Origin of the sequence: Rhizobium sp. AAP116, from assembly GCF_001295785.1 — a bacterium.
Taxonomy (GTDB): domain Bacteria; phylum Pseudomonadota; class Alphaproteobacteria; order Rhizobiales; family Rhizobiaceae; genus Allorhizobium.
Genome location: NZ_LJIB01000025.1, coordinates 107085 through 129361 on the forward strand (window position 1 = coordinate 107085; position 22277 = coordinate 129361).

The 22277-nt window shown below is 61.3% G+C and carries 11 protein-coding genes; 7 read left to right on the forward strand and 4 right to left on the reverse strand.

Annotated features, from left to right (window positions below):
• Positions 1-89 precede the first annotated feature (89 nt).
• From IP85_RS14125 to IP85_RS14140, 4 genes are all read left to right on the forward strand, one after another.
• The gene (locus tag IP85_RS14125; RefSeq protein ID WP_054150321.1) at positions 90-947 is read left to right on the forward strand and encodes an SDR family oxidoreductase; all 858 of its coding nucleotides are present in this window, start codon (positions 90-92) and stop codon (positions 945-947) included.
• A gap of 42 nt (positions 948-989) precedes the next feature.
• The gene (locus tag IP85_RS14130; RefSeq protein WP_054150322.1) at positions 990-1796 is read left to right on the forward strand and encodes an alkaline phosphatase family protein; all 807 of its coding nucleotides are present in this window, start codon (positions 990-992) and stop codon (positions 1794-1796) included.
• 69 nt (positions 1797-1865) lie between these two features.
• Positions 1866-2582: an SDR family oxidoreductase gene (locus tag IP85_RS14135; protein WP_082347711.1), complete on the forward strand. Its 717-nt coding sequence runs from the start codon at positions 1866-1868 to the stop codon at positions 2580-2582.
• Positions 2576-4114, forward strand: coding sequence for a cryptochrome/photolyase family protein (locus IP85_RS14140; protein ID WP_054150323.1), 1539 nt, complete (start codon positions 2576-2578; stop codon positions 4112-4114). Before IP85_RS14135 ends, IP85_RS14140 begins: the two co-directional genes overlap by 7 nt.
• A 15-nt stretch (positions 4115-4129) precedes the next feature.
• Here IP85_RS14140 and IP85_RS14145 read toward each other — a convergent pair whose 3' ends face one another.
• Positions 4130-5875 (reverse strand): glucan ABC transporter ATP-binding protein/ permease, encoded by a 1746-nt coding sequence (locus IP85_RS14145; protein WP_054150324.1) that lies wholly within the window; start codon positions 5873-5875, stop codon positions 4130-4132.
• 280 nt (positions 5876-6155) lie between these two features.
• Between IP85_RS14145 and IP85_RS14150 the strand changes: the two genes are divergently transcribed.
• Positions 6156-6893 (forward strand): LuxR family transcriptional regulator, encoded by a 738-nt coding sequence (locus tag IP85_RS14150; RefSeq protein WP_054150325.1) that lies wholly within the window; start codon positions 6156-6158, stop codon positions 6891-6893.
• 117 nt (positions 6894-7010) lie between these two features.
• A complete protein-coding gene (gene pyc / locus IP85_RS14155) occupies positions 7011-10472 on the forward strand; it encodes a pyruvate carboxylase (protein ID WP_054150326.1) in 3462 nt (1153 codons plus the stop codon).
• Between the two features lie 77 nt (positions 10473-10549).
• Here pyc and IP85_RS14160 read toward each other — a convergent pair whose 3' ends face one another.
• Together IP85_RS14160 and IP85_RS14165 are read right to left on the reverse strand one after the other, a co-directional pair.
• The gene (locus IP85_RS14160) at positions 10550-19057 is read right to left on the reverse strand and encodes a glucoamylase family protein (protein WP_054150327.1); all 8508 of its coding nucleotides are present in this window, start codon (positions 19055-19057) and stop codon (positions 10550-10552) included.
• A gap of 358 nt (positions 19058-19415) precedes the next feature.
• Positions 19416-20051, reverse strand: coding sequence for a TetR family transcriptional regulator C-terminal domain-containing protein (locus IP85_RS14165; protein ID WP_054150328.1), 636 nt, complete (start codon positions 20049-20051; stop codon positions 19416-19418).
• A 137-nt stretch (positions 20052-20188) separates the two neighbouring features.
• Here IP85_RS14165 and IP85_RS14170 point away from each other — a divergent pair, with 137 nt between their 5' ends.
• The gene (locus IP85_RS14170) at positions 20189-21352 is read left to right on the forward strand and encodes a M20 aminoacylase family protein (protein ID WP_197278017.1); all 1164 of its coding nucleotides are present in this window, start codon (positions 20189-20191) and stop codon (positions 21350-21352) included.
• Here the strand turns inward: IP85_RS14170 and IP85_RS14175 are convergent.
• A complete protein-coding gene (locus IP85_RS14175) occupies positions 21334-22212 on the reverse strand; it encodes a DMT family transporter (RefSeq protein WP_054150329.1) in 879 nt (292 codons plus the stop codon). The genes IP85_RS14170 and IP85_RS14175 overlap by 19 nt on opposite strands.
• Positions 22213-22277: the final 65 nt, after the last annotated feature.

Genomic DNA, 22277 nt, shown 5'->3' on the forward strand with positions numbered 1-22277 from the left:
CGGCCCTGTTCATTTGCCGGTACCGATTTCCGGAACTCATCCATGGCTCACCGGTTTGACCCTCGACATCAGCAACGAGGAGATGACCCATGGCCGATTATCCGACGCCCCCATTTTCGCAGAAGAAAGTCCCGATGCCGGGCCGCACCTCGGACATGAATCCTAGGCCTGATCATGGCGAAGAAAGCTACAAGGGGTCCGGCAAGCTCGAAGGGCTTAAGGCGATCATCACCGGCGGCGACAGCGGGATCGGTCGGGCGGTGGCAATCGCCTATGCACGCGAAGGCGCCGATGTGCTGATCTCCTATATCGAGGAGGACGAGGACGCGCAGGATACCGCCCGTTGGGTGGAAAAGGCGGGGCGCAAGGCCGTGCTGGTCCGAGGGGATATTCAAAACGCTGATCATTGCCGAGAAATCGTGGACACGGCGGTTCGTGAACTCGGCGGCGTCGATATTGTTGTCAACAATGCCGCCCACCAGGCCACCTTCGACGACATCACCGAGATCCCCGACGAGGAGTGGGAGCTGACGTTCCGCGTCAATATCCACGCCATGTTCTATCTGACCAAGGCAGCAGTTCCGCACATGAAGAATGGTGGGTCGATCATCAATACTGCCTCGATCAACTCGGACAGTCCCAGCCCGCACCTCCTCGCCTATGCGACCACCAAGGGCGCGATCCAGAACTTCACGGCTGGGCTCGCACAAATGCTGGCGGAAAAGAATATCCGCGCCAATGCGGTAGCTCCTGGGCCGATCTGGACGCCGCTCATCCCCTCGACCATGCCGGAAGAGAAGGTCAAGAACTTCGGCAAACAGGTGCCGATGAAGCGGCCTGGGCAACCGGCGGAATTGCAGACAGCCTATGTGATGCTGGCAGACCCGCTGTCGAGTTACGTGTCCGGCGCGACGATCGCTGTCACAGGTGGGAAGCCTATAATCTAAGTCGGCCTTGCCTTTGGCGCGCGGCGTGGCAAGTTGCGCGCCATGAACAAAGTGATCCTGATCGTTCTCGACGGGCTGCGTTACGATGCGGCCCGTACCTGTCTCGGCTACATGGAAGGTCTCGTGGCTGCGGGCCGCGCCGATGTGCGCAAGCTGATCTGCGAGCTACCCGCCATGTCACGGCCGCTTTATGAAACCTTGCTGACAGGCCGCAAGCCGGTGGACCACGGCGTGGTCAGCAATGGCGTGGTGCGGCGCTCGGTGGGGGACAATCTCTTCGCGCGGGTTCGGGCACAGGGTGGTGTGACGGGTGCGGCCGCCTATCACTGGGTATCCGAGCTCTATGTGTCCTGCCCCTTCGACCGCAATCGCGATCGCATTCTGGTCGATGGCACTGGAGATATTACACACGGCCTGTTCTACTGGGACGACGCTTATCCAGACAGCCATCTCTTCGCCGATGCCGAATGGCTGATCCGCGCCAAGGCGCCGGACTTCCTCCTGCTCCATCCGATGAATGTCGATGATGCCGGCCATAAACATGGTGGCAACAGCGTCGGGTACCGAAATGCAGCGCGCCTGCAGGGTGATTTGCTTGCACGGCATCTGCCTGATTGGGTCGAGGCCGGTTACACGGTGATCGTCACCGCCGATCACGGCATGGGTGACGACGGCAATCATGCAGGTCCGACCCCAGAGGAGACCGAAGTGCCGTTTTATACGGTCGGATTCCGGCTTGGTCTCGATGTTGCGCTCAAGCAAACCGAGATTGCGGGGCTGATTTGCCGGCTTATGGACATCGATCCCGGCGCGATGCCGGCTTTCGACGGCGCCATCGAACGCCTCTGAGACAATCTGTGCCTGATCCGGTCTGGCTGCCTGCCGTAGTGGGTAGCACAGACCTGCAGGAGTTTTCAGATGACCGACTTTTCCGGAATGACGTCCCTCAATCCCGGCTACCGTGCGCTCGTGCTTGGGGCAAGTGGCGGTATTGGCGGCGCCTTTGCCGCTGCGATCAAGGCCGATCCGAATTGTGGCAGTGTGATCGAACTGTCGCGCAGCGTTGACGGGTTCGACATCACGGATGATGCGTCTGTCGCCGCTGCGGCTGCGCGACTTTCGGAAGCGGGCTTCAAGTTCGACCTGATCCTCTGCGCAACGGGTGCGCTCGTGATCAATGGCAATGGTCCGGAGAAGACGATCAAGGCGATCCAGGGTGACGTCATGGCTGCGCAATTCGCGCTCAACGCGATCGGCCCGGCCCTGGCGCTCAAACACTTCGCGCAGCTTCTCTCCAATGAAGGCAAGAGCGTTTTTGCGACGCTTTCGGCACGGGTCGGCTCGATCGGCGACAACAAGCTTGGCGGCTGGATCTCCTACCGCTCCGCAAAATCGGCGCTGAACCAGATCACCCGCACATGTGCTATCGAAATCGCTCGTCTTCGACCGAAGAGCGTTGTGGTGGCGCTGCATCCGGGTTCCGTTGATACCGGCTTTTCCGGCGGTTTCTCCAAGACGCATGACAAGATCCAGCCGGCAGACAGTGTCGCCATGATGCTCTCGGTCCTTGATGGGCTGGAGCCGGCACAGACCGGTGGCTTCTTTGCCTATGACGGCCAGCCGATCGAATGGTGAAGGCATCGCGCATCCATCTCGTTCTCGGCGATCAGCTCAGTCACTCGCTGTCAGCACTTGCCGATGCCGATCCTGAAACCTCGCTCGTGTTGATGGCGGAAGTCATGAGCGAGGCGACTTATGTGAAGCATCACAAGAAGAAGATCGCCTTTCTGTTTTCCGCCATGCGGCACTTTGCCGAGGAGTTGAGAGAAAAGGGTCTTGCCGTCCGTTATGTCACTCTGGACGATCCTCAGAACACGCGGAGCCTGAAAGGCGAACTTGCCCGCACTCTTGCCGACACCGGCGCAGCCTCCGTCGTCGTGACGGAATGCGGGGAGTGGCGTCTGGCGGACGAGATGCGCGGATGGGAAGCGTCCCTCGGTGTGCCGGTCGAGATCCGGGAAGATGATCGCTTTCTCTGTTCGATCGAGGACTTCCGGGAATGGCGCAAAGGCCGCAAGCAGCTGCGCATGGAGTATTTCTATCGCGACATGCGCAGGCGTCACCGGGTGCTGCTGGAGGGCGAGGAGCCTGTCGGCGGCAAGTGGAATTTCGATGCCGAGAACCGCAAGCCACCGGCGGAAGGGTTGAAGGGACCAAAGCGGATCAGCCACCGAAAGGATACGATCACGAAGTCCGTTCTGGACTTGGTCGAAGAGCGCTTCACCGGCCACATGGGCTCGCTCGCCAGCTTTCATTTTGCAGTGACTGCTGCCCAGGCGGAGATGGAGCTTCAGCAGTTCATCGACGAGATCCTGCCCACTTTCGGCGACTATCAGGACGCGATGGTGAAGGGCGAGCCTTATCTCTACCACTCGCTGATCTCATCCTACGTCAATGCCGGCCTTCTCATGCCGATTGACGTCATCCGGCGAGCGGAAGCGGCGTGGTTCGAGGGGCGGGCGCCGCTCAATGCCGTCGAGGGCTTTATCCGGCAGATCCTCGGTTGGCGCGAATATGTGCGCGGTATCTACTGGACCGAGATGCCCGACTATGCCGGCCTCAATCATCTTGTTGCGTCGCGTCCCCTGCCGCAGATGTACTGGACGGCGAAGACCGACATGGCCTGCATGCGGGGTGCGGTCGGCGACACGATCGAACACGCCTATTCGCATCATATCCAGCGGCTGATGGTGACTGGCAACTTTGCCATGCTGGCCGGGATCGATCCGGTGCAAGTCTGCGACTGGTATCTTGCCGTCTATTCCGATGCCTATGAGTGGGTTGAACTGCCGAACACACTCGGCATGGCGCTTTATGGCGATGGCGGGATCATGGCGAGCAAGCCCTATGCTGCGAGCGGCAAATACATCGACCGGATGAGCAATTTCTGCGGCGGCTGTCGCTACGATCCAAAGCTGACGACGGGATCGAAGGCCTGTCCGTTCAATGCGCTTTACTGGGATTTCCTCGACCGCAACACAGAGAAGCTCGCGCGCAATCCGCGGCTTTCCAACATGTATGCGACCTGGCGGCGCATGGATCCCTTCAAGCAGGACGCCATCCGCAAGCACGCCACTGAGGTGCTGGACAGACTCGATAGCCTCTGAACGGCTTCGAGAGCCTCAGATTGCCGGGCTTGGCTCTTCCTTCAGAAGGCCACTGGTGCGCAGGAGTGAGGTGAAGCGACCACCGAGCGCGCTCAGCTGATCGTAATTGCCCATCTCGATCACCTGGCCATGGTCGAGGAAGACGACAAGGTCGGCTTCGCGAATGGTCGAGAGGCGGTGGGCGATGATGAAGGTGGTGCGGTTCTTTCTGAGCCGGTCGATTGCCTGTTTGACGCGGGCTTCCGTTTCGACGTCAAGCGCGCTGGTGGCTTCGTCGAGCACGAGGATCGGGGCGTTCTTGAGGATCGCACGAGCAATGGCAATACGCTGGCGTTCGCCGCCTGACAGACGGTTGCCGCGCTCGCCGACATGGGTGTCGTAGCCGATCATGCGGCTTTCAATGAAGTCTGTAGCGGCGGCTGCTTCGGCCGCCTGGATGATTTCCTCCTCGGTCGCGTCCTCGCGACCAAGGCGGATATTCTCCTTGATCGAACGGTTCAGCAGGCCTGCATCCTGGAAAACAGTCGCGATCGAGTGGCGCAGCGACTTCCTGGTCACCTTGGCGATGTCCTGGCCGTCGATCAGGATCTGACCCGACTGGGGATCATAGACGCGCTGCAGGAGGTTTATGAGCGTGGTCTTGCCGGCGCCCGTTGGACCGACGATGGCAACCGTCTGGCCAGCGCGGGCATGGAAGGAAATATCGCGCACGCCCTGGGTGGTGGAGGCGAAATCGAAGGAAACATTGCGGAATTCCACATCGCCGCGAACCGGCTCCAGGTCGGCTGAACCTGCGCGCTCCTCGCGTTCCTGCACGGCGTCCTCAAGCTTGTAAAAGTCTTCGAGTTTAGATCGCGCTTCGAAGATCTGGTTCACGAAGGCGATCATCTGATCGAGACGGGAGATCAAGAGGGTGGCAAAGCCCGTGAAGGCGATGATGTCGCCTACCGTCAATTCGCCTCGCTGAACCAGCAGTGTGCCGATTACGAGGATGACGAGCATGGAGAGTGTCGAAGCGATGCGGTTCAGGGCGCCTGCCAGCGCCCACCAGTCGAGGACCGGATACTGAGCGGAGAGCAGCTTGGTCGTGTATTCTTTCAGCGCGCGCGTCTCCGCCTCGATGCGGTTGTAGCTGTGCAGGACCGAGACGTTGCTGATCGAGTCGCTCACATGGGAAAAGACCGTGTGATAGTGGCTCTCCACCGAGGCCTGGCCTTCCTTGGTCCTGTTCATCACTGTCTTGCCGATGATGACATAGAGGACAGCCAGGATGATCAGGACCGATGTGAGCCGCACGTCCATCGAAAAGGCGGTCGGGATCAACAAGGCCAATGCAACAGCTGTCGCCAGATGGGTTCGCATGAATTCCAGCCATAGCCCGAACAGCGTCTCACCCGCGCGCAACAGCGTATGCAGGGCATTCGAGGTGCCGCGCGTGTGGTGCCAGCTGAGCGGCATGGAAATGATCTTGCCGAATGATTCGGTCAGCAGATCCGCGCGGCGGCCATGGGCCAGTCGATCGGCCTGGCGCGCGACAAGCACATAGGCGACCGTGTTGAATACGCCGAAGCAGCCCCAGGCGATCAGGATTCCCGTGGCGTCCCGCTTTTCCGAGATCGCATCAATGATGCGACCGAAAAGAATGGGCTCGAGGATCGTAATGACAGCGAGAACGACGTTCGCAGCGACGACGAGTGAAACTCGTAACTTGTAACTTGCAAGGTATTTCAGGGCCTTGAAATAAACTTGTAGCAGGGACAACTGGGTTCACCTTTGCCTGATGTCGCGAAACTCGCCGAATTTTCCGCTCGCGCAGTCCGCCAGCCAGAAAGGATGCCTAATGCGACAGCCATGCCGCCGCAAGATCCCACCCATGCCAGACAGCGCTTCGTGGTCGGGCGAAGCTAGAATTCCGCACGCCGCCATAGGTTTCCAATAACCCATTTTGACGGTAAACGTTCAAATTGCTTCGCGTGGCCGAAAAAGCCGTCGCTCGTGGCTTTTTAATGGTAATTTTAGTAGCGCATTTTGGAGAGACTTTGTGAATATCAACCAATTGCTGCATTTCCTTGTCATCGTCGATGAATGCCGATCGGCAGCCGAGGTTGTTTCGGAGCTGGAGAAACTGGTTCGAGGCTATGGCTTCGAGTATTACGGGGTTGTTCGCCAGCCGAAGCCGGACGAGAACCCGATGAACCTCGTCCTGACCGGCCACTGGCCCGAGGGTTGGCCGCAGCTCTATATCGCTAAGAAATACGTTCTGATCGATCCGACGATCCGCTATCTCGGACAGGCCCATGCCGGGTTCCGCTGGCGCGACGCGCTGCACGCTTTCCGTGCCGATCCGCATCGCAAGCGGATGGAGCGCATGCTTGGAGACAGCCTGCGTTTCGGCCTGGCGGATGGCTACATCTTCCCCGTTCATGGGCGAACAGGCCTGCTCGGCAATATGACGGTCGGGGGACGTCCGGTCGATCTTTCGCCAACTGAGATCGCGCTTTTCGATGCGGTGGCGAAGAAGGCCTACTGGCGTCTGCTCGAGTTCAAGCATGCGAACGAGACAGAGGCTGCCAAGCCGATCGATACGCGGATGACGCGCCGCGAAATGGAAGTGCTGAACTATCTGGCAGATGGGCTGACGTCCAACGAGATCAGCAAGATCCTGAAGATCTCCAACCATACGGTCGACTGGTACATGAACGGTATTCAGGACAAACTGAATGCGAAAAATCGCCAGCATGTCGTGGCTTTGTCGTTCCGTCTCGGCCTGGTGACCTGAGAAGGGACGGAATCTTCTCGAGGTCGGCCAAGGCAAATTGAACTTCCTAAAACAACGCGCTATGACTTTTCTTCGCAGGTGCACAATGCCCTGGCATATCGTTTTGGGGAGATCGAATTGCCAATATCCAAGATCCTTGTCGCCAACCGTTCGGAAATCGCGATCCGCGTCTTTCGCGCCGCCAACGAGCTCGGTCTGAAAACGGTCGCCATCTGGGCCGAGGAAGACAAACTCGCGCTGCACCGCTTCAAGGCGGATGAAAGTTACCAGGTTGGCCGCGGTCCGCATCTGGAGAGGGATCTTGGCCCGATCGAAAGCTATCTGTCGATCGATGAGATCATCCGCGTTGCCAAGCTGTCGGGCGCCGATGCCATTCACCCGGGCTACGGCCTCCTGTCGGAAAGTCCCGAATTCGTGGATGCCTGCAACGATGCCGGTCTGATTTTCATCGGCCCGAAAAGCGATACGATGCGCCAGCTCGGCAACAAGGTTGCCGCCCGCAATCTCGCCATCAGCGTCGGCGTGCCGGTCGTACCCGCCACCAATCCGTTGCCGGACGACGAGGCCGAGATCCATCGGCTTGCTGCGGAGATCGGTTATCCCGTCATGCTCAAGGCCTCCTGGGGCGGTGGCGGTCGTGGCATGCGCGCCATTCGCGATCCGAAGGACCTGCTGCGTGAGGTAACGGAAGGCAAGCGCGAGGCCATGGCCGCGTTCGGCAAGGACGAGGTCTATCTCGAGAAGCTCGTGGAGCGTGCGCGCCACGTCGAGAGCCAGGTGCTCGGCGACACGCATGGCAATGTCGTGCATCTCTTCGAACGTGACTGCTCGATCCAGCGCCGCAACCAGAAGGTCGTCGAGCGGGCGCCAGCGCCCTATCTCAACGAAGCGCAGCGCCAGGAGCTGGCCGACTACTCGCTGCGGATTGCCAAGGCGACCAGCTATATCGGCGCCGGCACAGTCGAATATCTAATGGATGCCGACACCGGAAAATTCTACTTCATCGAGGTCAACCCGCGCATCCAGGTCGAGCACACGGTCACAGAAGTCGTGACCGGCATCGATATCGTCAAGGCACAGATCCACATCCTCGATGGCCACGCGATCGGGACGCCGGAATCGGGCGTGCCCAAGCAGGCTGACATCCGCCTCAACGGCCACGCGCTGCAGTGCCGCATCACCACCGAGGATCCGGAACAGAACTTCATTCCCGACTATGGCCGCATCACCGCCTATCGTTCGGCTGCCGGTTTCGGCATTCGTCTCGATGGTGGTACTGCCTATTCGGGTGCGATCATCACCCGCTACTATGATCCGCTGCTGGTCAAGGTAACGGCGTCGGGCAGCACGCCGCAGGAAGCGATCAGCCGCATGGACCGCGCGCTGCGCGAGTTCCGCATCCGTGGTGTTGCCACCAACTTGACCTTCCTCGAAGCGATCATCGGCCATCCGAGCTTCCGCGACAATTCCTACACGACCCGTTTCATCGATACGACGCCGGAACTCTTCCAGCAGGTGAAGCGTCAGGACCGTGCGACGAAGCTTCTCACCTATCTCGCTGATGTGACTGTCAACGGCCATCCGGAAGTAAAGGGTCGTCCCAAGCCGCCGGCGGATGCCGCCGAGCCGGTCGTTCCCTATATCGACGCCGATATCAAGCCGGGCACAAAGCAGTTGCTCGACGAGCTCGGACCGAAGAAATTCGGCGACTGGATGCGCAACGAAAAGCGCATCCTGATGACCGACACGACCATGCGTGACGGCCACCAGTCGCTGCTGGCGACGCGTGTCCGCACACATGATATCGCGAGGATCGCGGATACCTATGCGCGGGCGCTGCCGAACCTGTTCTCGCTCGAGTGCTGGGGTGGCGCGACCTTCGACGTCTCGATGCGCTTCCTGACCGAAGATCCGTGGGAGCGTCTCGCTCTCGTGCGTGAAGGCGCGCCGAACCTGCTCCTGCAGATGCTGCTGCGCGGCGCGAACGGCGTCGGCTACAAGAACTATCCCGACAACGTGGTGAAGTATTTCGTCCGCCAGGCGGCCAAGGGCGGGATCGACCTCTTCCGCGTCTTCGACTGCCTGAACTGGGTCGACAACATGCGGGTGTCGATGGATGCCGTCATCGAGGAGAACAAGCTCTGCGAGGCGGTGATCTGCTACACCGGCGATCTCCTCAACTCGGCGCGTCCGAAGTATGACCTCAAGTACTATACCGCGCTTGCCGCGGAGCTGGAAAAGGCCGGGGCGCATATCATCGCGGTCAAGGACATGGCGGGCCTGTTGAAGCCTGCCGCCGCCAAGGTGCTGTTCAAGGCCCTGCGCGAAGAGACGGGTCTGCCGATCCATTTCCACACCCATGACACCTCCGGCATTGCGGCTGCGACTGTGCTCGCCGCTGTTGAGGCCGGCGTCGATGCGGTCGATGCCGCCATGGACGCCTTCTCGGGCAATACCTCGCAGCCGTGCCTTGGCTCGATCGTCGAGGCCCTGCGCGGCTCCGAACGCGATCCAGGTCTCGATCCGCACTGGATCCGTCGTCTGTCCTTCTACTGGGAAGCCGTGCGCACGCAGTATGCGGCCTTCGAGAGCGACCTCAAGGGGCCGGCTTCGGAAGTCTATCTGCACGAAATGCCGGGTGGCCAGTTCACCAACCTCAAGGAACAGGCCCGTTCGCTCGGTCTTGAGACCCGCTGGCATGAAGTCGCCCAGGCCTATGCCGACGCCAACCAGATGTTCGGCGACATCGTCAAGGTAACGCCGTCGTCCAAGGTCGTCGGTGACATGGCGCTGATGATGGTGAGCCAGGATCTTTCTGTGGCCGAGGTCGAAAACCCCGCCAAGGACATCGCTTTCCCTGATTCGGTTGTCTCGATGCTGAAGGGCGATCTCGGTCAGCCTCCAGGCGGTTGGCCGGAAGCGCTGCAGAAGAAGGTGCTGAAGGGCGAGGAGCCCTATACGGCCGTGCCGGGCTCGCTTCTGCCGCCGGCTGATCTGGACGCCGAGCGCAAGGTGATCGAGGAGAAGCTTGGTCGTGAGGTCAGCGACTTCGAATTTGCCTCGTATCTTATGTATCCGAAGGTCTTCACCGATTACGCGCTTGCGGCCGACATGTATGGTCCGGTCTCGGTCATTCCGACGCCGCAGTATTTCTATGGCCTGCCTGCCGGCGAGGAACTGTTCCTCGACCTCGAAAAGGGCAAGACGCTTGTCATCGTCAATCAGGCGCTTGGCCATACCGACGACAAGGGTATGGTGACCGTGTTCTTCGAACTGAACGGGCAGCCACGCCGTATCAAGGTGCCGGATCGGGCCCATGGAGCTTCAGGCAGCGCCGTCCGCCGCAAGGCGGAAACCGGCAATACCGCGCAGCTCGGTGCGCCGATGCCGGGCGTCATTTCGCAGGTTTCCGTCTCTGCCGGCCAGACGGTCAAGTCTGGCGACGTCTTGCTTTCGATCGAAGCGATGAAGATGGAAACGGCGCTGCATGCCGACCGCGACGGGACGATTGCGGAAGTGCTGGTGCGGATTGGTGACCAGATCGACGCCAAGGATTTGCTGATCGTGTACTCGGCCTGACGGCCGGCACCATTGCGAAACAGCAAAGAGGCCCCGCCAGCGCTGGCGGGGCCTCTTTCGTTTGCTGCATTGGCTGCCTATTCGGCTGCCTTGATCTTCGGCTTGCGCGCCGGTTTCTTGGCCGGCGGCGGTGCAGGCGGTAGATCCTCACTGGTTGCCTGCAGCTTGCCATCGAGGGTCACATCGTAGCCTTCTGCGGTCCGTGTGACGGCGACAGCGACCTTTCGACCATCGACGTCGACCTTGGCCTTGAAGCCTTCCCAATGTTCGGGCAGGGCAGGGTTCACGACAAGCTCGCCGTCCTTGCGACGGATGCCGAGGAAGCCTTCGACCGCGAAACGATAGAGCCAGCCTGCAGATCCCGTGTACCAGGTCCAACCACCGCGTCCGGCATAGCCGTCGCCGCCATAGATATCGGCCGCAACGACGTAAGGCTCGACGCGATAACGCTCTGCCTCGTCTGCCGTTTTCGCGTGATTGATCGGGTTCAACATTTCGAAGACGCGCCAGGCATCGGCGAGACGACCGGCCTGGACCAGGGACAGGCCGAGCCAGATCGCCGCATGGGTATACTGGCCGCCGTTTTCACGCACGCCAGGCGGGTAGGCGCCAATGTAGCCCGGATCGATTTCGGGTTTTTCGAAAGCCGGCGTGAAGAGGCGGACGATGCCATTCTCTGCGTCTACAAGCTTCGAGACGGCGGAATCGAGTGCCTTTCCGGTATGGGCGGGATCTCCCATTCCGGACAGAACGCTCCAGGACTGGGCGATGGAGTCGATCTGGCACTGGCGTGAACCATTCGAACCGAGCGGCGAGCCGTCGTCGAAATAGCCACGACGATAATGCTCTCCGTCCCAGCCTACCGTTTCCAGGGCAGCCTTGAGCTTCGCAACATGCTCGCTCCAGCGGGCACTGCGGTCTCGATCGCCACGCTTGTCCGCCTGCAGCCTGAAGCGTTCCAATGTGGCGGCAAGCAACCAGCCAAGCCAGACACTTTCGCCACGGCCTTCGATCCCGACGCGGTTCATGCCGTCGTTCCAATCGCCACCGAGGATCAAGGGCAGGCCGTGTTCGCCGGTGCGGGCAATGGCGAGGTCGAGCGCGCGAGCCGCGTGCTCATAGAGATCTGCCGTTTCAGCGGCGGTATTGGGCAGGAAGAAGCTGTCATGCTGACCCTGCGTAAGCTGCGGTCCGTCGAGGAACGGGATCTGTTCCGACAGGATCGCCTGGTCACCCGTCGCCGAGACATACTGGTCGACTGCATAGGCGAGCCAGACGACGTCGTCGGAGATCATGGTGCGGACACCCGCGCCTGTCTGCGGCAGCCACCAATGTTGCACGTCCCCTTCTACGAACTGACGCGCAGCGGCATTCAGGATCTGGCGACGGGCGAGCTGTGGTTCCACCGTCAGGAATGCCAGCGTGTCCTGCAACTGGTCACGGAAGCCGTAAGCGCCGCTTGCCTGGTAGAAGCCGGCCCGCCCGAAAATCCGGCAGGCAAGCGCTTGGTAGGGCAGCCAGCGATTGACGAGGTTGTCGAATGCCTTGTCGCCGGTCTCCACCGAGAGCTTGCCGGTGAAGCCTGTCCAGAAGTCGCGGTTGGCCTTGAGGACCGTCTCGAACCCTGAGCCGCGAACCGTCTTCACAAGATCGACTGCGGCTTCCGCTGTCTCGGTTTCACCGAGCAGGAAGGTCATGTCGCGCGACTGACCGGGAGCAAGCTCGACATCGAAGGCAATTGCCGCACAAGGGTCGCTTTCGCTCTCGATCGAGCCCGTAAGACCCGAGGCACGGACTACGGCCTGTGGCAGCTTGATCGTGCCGTTGCGACCGATGAATTCGCGCCGGCTGGCCGTATAGCCATCAGGCTGTTCCGGTCCAGCCAGGAAGGCGAAGCGGCCCGGATAGTTGATGTCATACGGATTGGAGGCAAGCAGTGCCCCAGTCTCCTCATCGAAGCTCGACAGAATGAAGGGGGCGGTGCGGGCGGGATTGTTGCCGAGGACCCATTCTGCGTAGCCATAGATGCGGAACTTGCGTGGCTCCGGGCTCGCGTTCTTCAGCCGGATCTTCGTGAGCTTCACCGGGCGCTCGCGATCCACAGTCTGGGTCAGTTCGATCTCGAGATCGCCATGCTGGCTGACGAAGGTTGAGTAACCCATGCCATGGCGTGTCTCGAAGGTGGCCGCAGGATCGGTGTTCAGCGCGCTGACGGTCGCATAGGCGCGTCCGCTGCCAAGATCGGTGACGTAGAAGGCCTCGCCCGGACGGTTTACCACGGGATCGTTGGTCCAGGGCGTTACCTGGTAGTCGCGCGAGTTCTGGCTCCAGGTGAAGCCGGCCCCTTCGGCCGACACGTGGAAGCCGAAGTTCTCGTTGGCGATGACGTTGATCCACGGCTGCGGCGTTGCCGCAGATCCGTCAAGACGCACGACATACTCCGAACCGTCTTTCGAGAAACCGCCGAAGCCGTTCCAGAAGTCGAGGTCGGAACCGTCGATCACGCGGCCCGTTTTGGCGGGAGTCGACTGTACGGGCGGCAAGCCTGCCCATTCGAGCTCACCATCGATCGTGCGCGGAGTGGCGAAGAGCGAGACGGCGCGGTTCACCTGGTCGACGATCTTGCCGTTGCGGGTGTGGAGTACAACGCGGGCGGCTGCCAGGACTGCAAGTGTCGAGCCCTCGTCCTGCAGGTCGTCGCGGACCGTGAACACATGCTGGCGACCGCCGGGCAGGCGGTGGCGCAGATTGTCCGCCATCTGGTCGAGCGCATGCTGCATGTCCTGCGCATAGGAGGTCGCGCGCTCGTTAATGATCGCGAGATCGGCCACGACGCCGCGGCGACGCAGATATTCCAGTGCACTCATCGCCTCGCGGGCGATGTCCATGTCCATGTCGTCGTTGATGCGCAGCGCAAAGATCGGGAAGTCGCCCGAAATCGCCATGGGCCACAGCGCCGACTGCGACCTCAGCCCCTTGCGGACCGTTTCGGGATCCGCACGCAGGTGATTGTCGGGATAGGTCAGGTAACGGCCCAGATGCTGGAAGGCAGCCGCCTGCTGTGAGGTGATGCCGATGTGGCGAAGCTCGACCTGGGCACGCGTCCAGGCATGGATGAGCTCGTGGCTGAAGGCATCCGGATGACGGTAGCGTTCGATCGCCTGATCGATTTCCTCGCGGTTCGGGGCTGCCATGGTCCAGAAGATCACCTGGACCTTCTTGCCAGCCGGCACGCGCACCACGCGGCGGAGGCTGAGGATCGGATCGAGCGTAAATCCTTCCGAGCCGGAGAGGTTGGCGCCGGGGTCAAAGGCGGCTGCCTCGCCGAGGCTGCGGCCACGACCGAGGAACTTGCGGCGGTCGGTTTCGAATTCCGTCGGGCGACCCTGGCCCGCGCTGTCGACCACCAGATGGGCAACGCAGATATCCGGGTCGGACGGGCTGCGCTTGTTGCGCTCGGCGCGGATCACGTCGCGGCGACGACCGAATTCGGTCTTGACGAACATGCGCGAGAAGAGCGGATGGGCGTTGTCGCTATCCTCGTAGGCCAGCACCGGCTCGGTGTAGGACGTGACCTCGATGTAGCGGTCTTCCGTGCCGGTGTTCAGGATCGTCAGTCTGCGGCCTTCGGCATCATGCTCGGTGCCGACGATGCATTCGACCGAGGTCGAGATGTCGCCGACGGTCTTGAAGAATTCCGCCTTGTCGTCGCCGAAGATGACCTTGGTCTTTTCGTCTTCTGCGCGGCGCGGCGCCGATGTCGCCGACCACCACTCATTGGTGGCGGTATCGCGCAGGAAGAGGAACGTGCCCCAGCGGTCTTCGGTCGTGTCGGGTTTCCAGCGGGTGACGGACTGACCGTTCCAGCGCGAGAATCCGGAGCCGGTGGCCGTCATCATCACAGAATAGTGGCCATTCGAAAGGAAGACGACTTCGCGGTCCTTGGTCGCGGGATCCTCGATCGTGCGGACTTCGGCGCGCAGAAGGTCCGCCTGGCCCTTGCCCGGGGTCTGTGGCTCGTATTTCGCGCTCATGACCGGGATTTCTCGGGGCGTCTTCTCCTGCAGGAGAAGTTCTGCCGCTTCGATCACCGGATCGGCGTGGAAGAGCGCGCGCAGGCGGCCGTTGAAGGCGACATTGGCGATGGCTGCGATCGACATGCCATGATGGTGGGCATAGTAGTTGTAGACGACAGCGCATTTCTTGCCGTCCGGCAGGCGCGTCGGGGTGAAGTCGACCGCGTCGTGGAAACCGTAAGCCCCCAGCGCGCCGAGCTTGCGCAGGCGTTTGAGGTTTTCAAGCGCTGCCTCGGGGTAATACTGGCTTGCCAGGATCGAGGCATAGGGTGCCACAACGGCGTTCTGGCCGAGGCCGCGTTTCAGGCCGAGTGTCGGCACACCGAAGTTGGTGTACTGATAGTTCATCTCGTGGTCGCGGGCATTGAATGCTGCTTCCGAAATGCCCCAGGGGATGTTCAGCCGGCGGCCGTGGTTCATCTGTTCGATGACCACGAGATTGTTCGTCTGGTTGAGAATGCCACCCTGTCGCTCCTGCATGACGAGCGGCGGCATCAGATACTCGAACATCGAGCCCGACCAGGAGATCAGCGCAGCGCGGGCACCGATCGGCACGACCTGGCGACCGAGGCGATACCAGTGTTCCGTCGGCAGATCACCCTTGGCAATCGCAAACAGGCTGGTCAGACGGCATTCCGACGCGAGCAGGTCGTAGCAGGCCTCGTCCAGTTCGCGGGCGTCGACGCGATAACCGATCGACAGCAGGCGACGCTCCGGTCGGAAGAGGAAGGTGAAATCCATCGAGAAGGCGAGGTTGCGGGCGCGCTCGGAGAGCTGGCTCAGGCGCTGGCGCAGCGGATCGATGTTCGAGAGGTCGAAGGCGGTGTCGGCAATGTGGGCTTCGCAAACCGACACCAGCGATTCCGTCCAGCGAACGACTTCCGCACTCGCCTCCGAGCGAATTTCGTGGTGGAGATTTGCCGCCAGTTTTTGTGCGTCACGCGCCAGCACGGCAAGATTGATGATGCGGATCGAGGCGAATTCATGCTCGCGCTTGACGGCGGCAAGCGCCGTGTTGAAGCCGATGATGCGTTCCTCAAGACGACGACGGAGCGGACGCACCGTCTTTCGGTCGTCCGGCAGCTCGCCGAGGACTTCGAGCAGGATGCCGCCGACATCGCCGATGCCGTCGAAATTGCCCTGAAGGTGTGCGGACGGCGCCTCCGCCCATTCGCGGCAGGCCGAGGAGATCGCGATCAGATGGCCGGCGAGATTGCCGCTGTCGACCGCCGAAATATACTTCGGGCCAAGCGTGTTGAGCGTGTCCGTGTAGTACCAGTTGTAGAGATGGCCACGATACTTCTCCATCCGTTCGACGGTGGAGATCGTTTGCTCCATGCGCTCAATGGTCTGTTCGAAGCTCAGCCAGCCGAAATGGCGAGCGGAGACGACGGAGAGCAGATAGACGCCGATATTGGTCGGCGAGGTGCGATGGGCGATCAGCGGTTCCGGCGTTTCCTGGAAATTGTCCGGGGGCAGATAGTTGTCGCCGGCGGTCGTGAAGGTCTCGTAGTAGCGCCAGGTGCGGCGAGCGATCTTGCGCAGTTCGTACGAGACGTTTTCTGGAACCTCGAGGCTGTCTTCCGTTTCGGCAGACTGGCTGACATACCAGGCGAGTAGAGGCGACAGGACCCAGAGGAAGGCGAACGGAAGGCCGATCAGATAGCCATAGCCGCCGGGTATGGCCGCGACGCCGACCGAGAGGATGGCGAGGATCGGCGCATGGCGCATGTTCTCGTAATATGAGGCGATCGAGCCCTGGGCTGCCGACTGGACGCTGGCGGCCGTGCGCCATTCGAGCAGCAGCTTGCGGCTCACCAGCATGCGGTAAAGCGAGCGGGCGATGGCATCGGCCATCATGCAGGCATTGTCGGCGATGAAGACGATGCGGAGCGCGACCTGGGCGTTGATCGAGCGGACTTCCGACCACAGCGTCTGGAAATGCGCGGCCGGCACGATATCGGTCTGACGCGGGACGATGCCCGACAAAAGCGATAGGGTCGGGGCGACGAAGAGGCTGAAGATCAGAAGCAGCTGCCAGATGGTGGCGCCCACCGGCTCCATGGTGGCCCAGCCGAGAACCGAGGCGGCATACCAGGCAATCGGGGTCAGCGAGCGGCGCAGGTTGTCGACCATCTTCCAGCGGCCGAGGCTGGTGATGCCGCGGCTGGTATCGCCGATATAGGGGATGAGCTGCCAATCGCCGCGGGCCCAGCGATGCTGGCGCGAGATCTCGACCTCGTATCGGGTCGGAAAGTCTTCGACCAGCTCGACGTCGGTGACAAGCGCGCAGCGGGCGAAGGAACCTTCGAGCAAGTCGTGGCTGAGCACGCTGTTCTCGTCGATGCGGCCCTTGATCGCCGTCTCGAAGGCGTCGACGTCGTAAAGGCCCTTGCCAGTGAAGGTGCCTTCGGCGGTGATGTCCTGATAGACGTCGGAGACCGTGAAGACATAAGGGTCGAGGCCGCGGTTCATCGAGAAGATGCGCTGGAAGACCGAGGCATCCTTGCCAGTGGTCAGAGAGGGCGTGACGCGCGGCTGCAGGACGCCGTAGCCGCTGATCACGCGGCCTGTCTTCTCGTCATGCACCGGACGATTGATCGGATGGTGCATCTTGCCGACGAGCTTGGTGACGGCGTCGCGCATCAGGCGCGTGTCGGCATCGAGCGTCATCACGTAACGCACGTTTTCCGGCACCATATTGGCGCCCGGGAGATAGGAGGTGTCGCGATCGCCGCGCAGCAGCATGTTCAGCTCGTGCAGCTTGCCACGCTTGCGCTCCCAGCCCATCCAGCAGCCTTCGGCCTCGTTGTAAAGGCGACGACGATGCAAGAGGTAGAAGCGGTTCCTGCCGCCGAAATCGTAGCGACCATTGAGCTGGGCGAGTTCGCGTTTGGCGTAATCGAGGACCTCCAGATCGGCAGGGGTCTCTTCCGTCTGGCTGTCCTTCCAGTCGCTCAAGAGCGCGAAATAAATCTCGCCATGCGGGTTGGTCAGGTAGTGGACTTCGAGATTGCGGATGAGTTCGTCGACGTCGTCACGCTTGGTGATCATGCAGGGCACGACGACGAGGGTGCGTGCTTCCTCGGGAATGCCCTGCTTGAACTCGTAGCCGGTCAGGCGGAACGGTTTGACGAAGAAGGTGACAAGCGTGTTGAACAGTCCCGTCGCGCCTTCGGAAACCGGCAGCGAGACCAGGACCAGCAGGACCATGATGAGCGAGGTCGGCAGGCCGGCCTGATTAAGGAAGTAACCGATAACCGCTAGGGCTGCGACGGTGAGCGCAATGACGGGGATTGCGATGGAGAGCCAGTTCAGGCGCTTTATGCCGTCGGTCAGGATCCGGGAGAGAGGCTGGCTGTAGCCGATGGCGTTTTCCAGCTCGGTCCGTCTGTTGCCGACGAGATAGCTTCCAACATCGAGCTGTCCATCGGGTCCCGCCGATTGTGTCGCCAGATCGATCGCCGTCTGGGCAATCTCGATCTCGCTCTGGTCGCAGCGACGCGCCAGCCTTTCGATCGTGTTGCGATAGGCGTTGCGCGAGCCGAAATCGAGTTCGCGGTAATCGGTGTGCTGGCCGAGGACCCGGTCGACATGGCTGACCTCTTCGACCCAGACCGACCATTCCTTGTCGTCGATCTCGCGCAGGCCCCGCACGATGTTGCCCATCGTAACGTTGCCGGAGGAGAGACGGTTGTGTTCGGCGTCCATCGCCTCCTGGGCGGTGCGGCCGGCCGCTTCCAGTCGGCTTTCCAGCCATTCGACGGCAAAGCTCGTGTTCTGCGAGCCATTGCGCAGGCGGTACAGGAACTGTGTCGCGAAGGTGTTGTCGTCAGCCAGCTGCTCGATCTGGCTGAGATAGGTCGCGGCCGCCACAGGATCGTTGAGACGGATGATCTCGTCGGCGACCTCGTTGGCCCGGCGACGCATCCGGCGGGAGCGATCGACGCGGGTTGCGATGCGTCGGAGATTTTCGATGAGCACGAAGCGCGCGATCGACGGCAGTGCCCAGAGTTCACCGATCTCCAGCGTCCGGTGCTGCTGGTAGCCCTCGACAAGGGCCGTCATGCTTTCCTGGCTGACGGTCGAGTGGGTATGCGCGACGTAGAGCCATGCCATCGCCATTGTCCGCGGGATTTCACGGCTTCCCACCTTCATCGTCGGCAGCTGGCGATAGAACTTCTTCGGGAAGTCGCGGCGAACTTCCTGGATCGCTTCTTCGATGATGTAGTGGTTGTCGAGCAGCCACTCGGCCGCAGGCGTGATCGTGGCCCCGGCTTCGACGTCAGCCGCCGTTGCGCGATAGACGCGCAGGATCTCGCGCTCGTTTTCCTTGTGCCGGGCGAAGAAGTCGAAGTCCAGCAGGCCGGGTAGTTCATCGACGCCGTTCAGCGCCAGAGAAGCGGCGCTTTCCCGCAATTCCTCGATCGTAAAATAGGCAGATCGTATGGAATCGTTATGGTCGATCTGCTTGGTTTCGAGGTCGCGCGATGGGACATGCAGCGTCATGAAAAATTGGTTCTCGGTTCGATGGTTCAATAGAAAGCCGTTGTGGTCCGACCGTCCGGTCTTCGCCGCCGCGCCTCATTGCACAAAATTGGGTTGTTGACCAACAATCGAGGCAGAAAGAGGCCGTAATACGACGGCTAACAGAGGCGGTTGAACTCTCTTTGCGACTTTCGCATCCTGGCAGGTGAGTTGGCGTTTTTATGCCTTATTTCAAGCGGCTGGCCAAGGGGCTTGATCGCAGCCGCCGAGCATCGATCAAGCAGGTCGAAACTTCGCAGGTCAGCGATTTGTCGGTGAGGTTACCAGATCGCGAACGCGACGCGTACCGGATGCTTGTTTGCGATGCGGGTCTCATCGCTCAGTCCGCACCTCTCAAGGACAATCCGCCCAGCAGAGCCTCGACGGCATCCAGTGCGATCTGCGGCAAACGTCCCTCGTCGAAGAGGTCACTTGCGAGCGAATTCTCAAGCCACAAACCGTCGATGAGGCCGTTGATCGCGACCGCGAGATGCCGGACTTCGGAGAAGGGCGGGTTGTGCCGTCGCGCCGCCAAGACGGCTCCAACAAGGTCTTCGAGTATGCCGATGAAGACCAGATAGTTTTCTCGATGGATGCGGGCGAGTTCCTCGTCCGATCGCACCCGACCGATGAACGCTGCCCAGAGGGACAGTGCTTTCGGATCGGCAATCGGTGGGCTGACATTGGCAACGATGAAGTCGTGCAGGCGCCGCTGCGGGTTCGCCCCGGCTTCCGCCATGGCATCGACGGCGGAGCCGGTCATTCCTGCCAGCATTTCGCGATAGGCCGCCTGGACCATTTCGTCCTTGCCGGAGAAATAATGACGGATCAAACCGCCGGTCACGCCGGCTCTGGCGGCGATGTCGCGGACGGTCGCGCCTTCCAGGCCATGTTCGGAAACGCTATCCAAGGTCGCCGCTATCAGATCCTTCCGGCGCTCGGCTTCACCGGCACGCTGGAACGTGCGTCGTGTCATGGTGGTCTCTCCGGCACGGATAGGGCAGCAGATTTTCGTCAGCGATGGACGTCTTTTTATACGGTTGAACAACTGGCCGGCAAGTGCCACAGTCTGCGCTTTCATGCTCATGCCCAGACGACCGAAAGGTAATTTCCATGACGATCCACGCGCCCAATGTGATGGCTGAAGTGCTTGCGACGCGGCATCATCTGCATCGGTTTCCGGAGATCGGCCTGTCGGAGTTCAAGACGTCGGATTATGTCGCCGAACAACTGACCGCTTTCGGCTATGAGGTGACGCGCGGGCTTGCCAAGACCGGTGTGGTCGCGACACTCAGGAACGGGTCGAGCGAGCGAAGCATCGGCATTCGAGCCGACTTCGACGCTCTGCCGATCCTCGAAGAGACCGGTCTTCCCTATGCCAGCGAGATACCGGGCGTGATGCATGCCTGTGGCCATGATGGTCATACCGCAATGCTGCTCGGTGCGGCGAAGATCCTCGCCGAACGGCGGAATTTCGATGGTGTCATTCACCTGATATTCCAGCCAGCCGAAGAGAATTTCGGCGGAGCCCGGATCATGATCGAGGATGGCCTCTTCGATCGCTTCCCCTGCGATGCAGTTTTCGCGCTGCATAACGATCCGGAGATCCCGTTCGGCCATATCGCGCTCCGGGAAGGGCCGATCATGGCTGCCGTCGACGAGTGCAAGATCACCGTCAACGGCCGTGGTGGTCACGGGGCCGAACCGCAATCGACGGCCGATCCCATTGTGTGTGGCGCGTCCATCGTCATGGCGCTGCAGACGATCGTGTCGCGCAACATCCACCCGCTCGATCCGACCGTCATCACCGTCGGCGGGTTCCATGCGGGTGCGGCGAGCAATGTCATTCCGGAGCGGGCGGAGATGGTGCTGTCGATCCGCTCCTTCGATCCCAAGGTCCGCGACCAGCTCGAGCAGCGCATTCGGGCGGTGGCCGAAGGTCAGGCGGCGAGTTACGGCATGGGCGTGACCATCGACTATGAGCGGGGATACGACCCGACCATCAACCACAAGGCCGAAACCGATTTCGTCCGCGATCTCGCGGTGAGCTTTGCTGGACAGGACAAGGTCTATGACCTGCCGCGCCCGATGATGGGGAGCGAGGATTTCGCCTACATGCTCGCCAAGCGCCCGGGCAGCTACTTCTTCCTCGGCACGCAACGGACACCCAACGATCCGCCGCTGCACCACCCACGCTATGACTTCAACGACGATATCCTGCCCGTCGGGACCACCCTCTGGGTGGAGCTTGCAGAGCGCTATCTCTCGAGGTCCTGAGCGGGCATTTTGCGCCGCTGGGCAAAGAGAATGATCAGGCCTGCGCCGGCGATCAGTACGGCGCCGGCCCAGACATTCGGTCCCGGGATGTCTCCCCATATCGCGTAGCCAAGCGCGAAGGCCCAGACAAGCGCCGTGTATTCCAGGGGCGCAATCACCGAGATCGGCGCGCGGCGCAGCGCCTCGAAAAAGCTCATCTGACCAAGACCGCCGATGAAGCCGACGGCCAGCAACAGGATCTGCGTCGGACCGCTTGGGGTTGTCCAGGAGAGGATGGCCATGGGTGTCGTCAGGGCCAGGAAGAAGACATTCGTCATCGTCATCTGAACCATGCTGCTGGCGCTCTTGCTGGTGGTTCTGAGCAGCGTCGTGGCGATCGCCCAGCAGACGGCGGCGATGAGGGCGAGGTAGACGGGCCAGCCGGTCGCAAGGCCTGTCGGATTGCTGGCGACGACCACGCCTACGAAGCCGGTGACGACGGCAATCCAGCTGCTCATGGGAACCCGTTCGCCCAGAATGGGGATGGCGAGCAGGATCGCTGCGATCGGTGCGGCGAAGTAGAGTGTCGTGAGATCGGCGAGCGGCAGGTGCTTTGCCGCGTTGAAATAACAGAGCCAGGCGGCGAGCAGGAAAAGACTGCGCAGCATCATCGGGCGAAGCGCCGGCGACGTCACCGTCTCCCGCGCGAGTGAGCGGCCACCGAGGATGCAACAGCCAAGCAGGATCGCAATACTGCGGCAAAACAGGATCTGCCAGACGGTTGTCGTTTCCACGAGCAACTTGATCATGGCGTCGTGCATGGCAAAGAAGAGATAGGCGAGACTGGAGAGCAGGATGCCAGCGCCAACGGCGGTTTTCACGGAAGCGTCTTTCGGGTCGGGCGGCGCAAGCAGATGGCCGCAAGGACTATCTGTGTCAGACGCCG

Coding starts and splice junctions, on each gene's coding strand:
- IP85_RS14165 (WP_054150328.1), bottom strand. CDS start 20,051: ATGACACGACGCACGTTCCAGCGTGCCGGTGAAGCCGAGCGCCGGAAG.
- IP85_RS14140 (WP_054150323.1), top strand. CDS start 2,576: ATGGTGAAGGCATCGCGCATCCATCTCGTTCTCGGCGATCAGCTCAGT.
- IP85_RS14135 (WP_082347711.1), top strand. CDS start 1,866: ATGACCGACTTTTCCGGAATGACGTCCCTCAATCCCGGCTACCGTGCG.
- IP85_RS14130 (WP_054150322.1), top strand. CDS start 990: ATGAACAAAGTGATCCTGATCGTTCTCGACGGGCTGCGTTACGATGCG.
- IP85_RS14170 (WP_197278017.1), top strand. CDS start 20,189: ATGACGATCCACGCGCCCAATGTGATGGCTGAAGTGCTTGCGACGCGG.
- IP85_RS14160 (WP_054150327.1), bottom strand. CDS start 19,057: ATGACGCTGCATGTCCCATCGCGCGACCTCGAAACCAAGCAGATCGAC.
- IP85_RS14125 (WP_054150321.1), top strand. CDS start 90: ATGGCCGATTATCCGACGCCCCCATTTTCGCAGAAGAAAGTCCCGATG.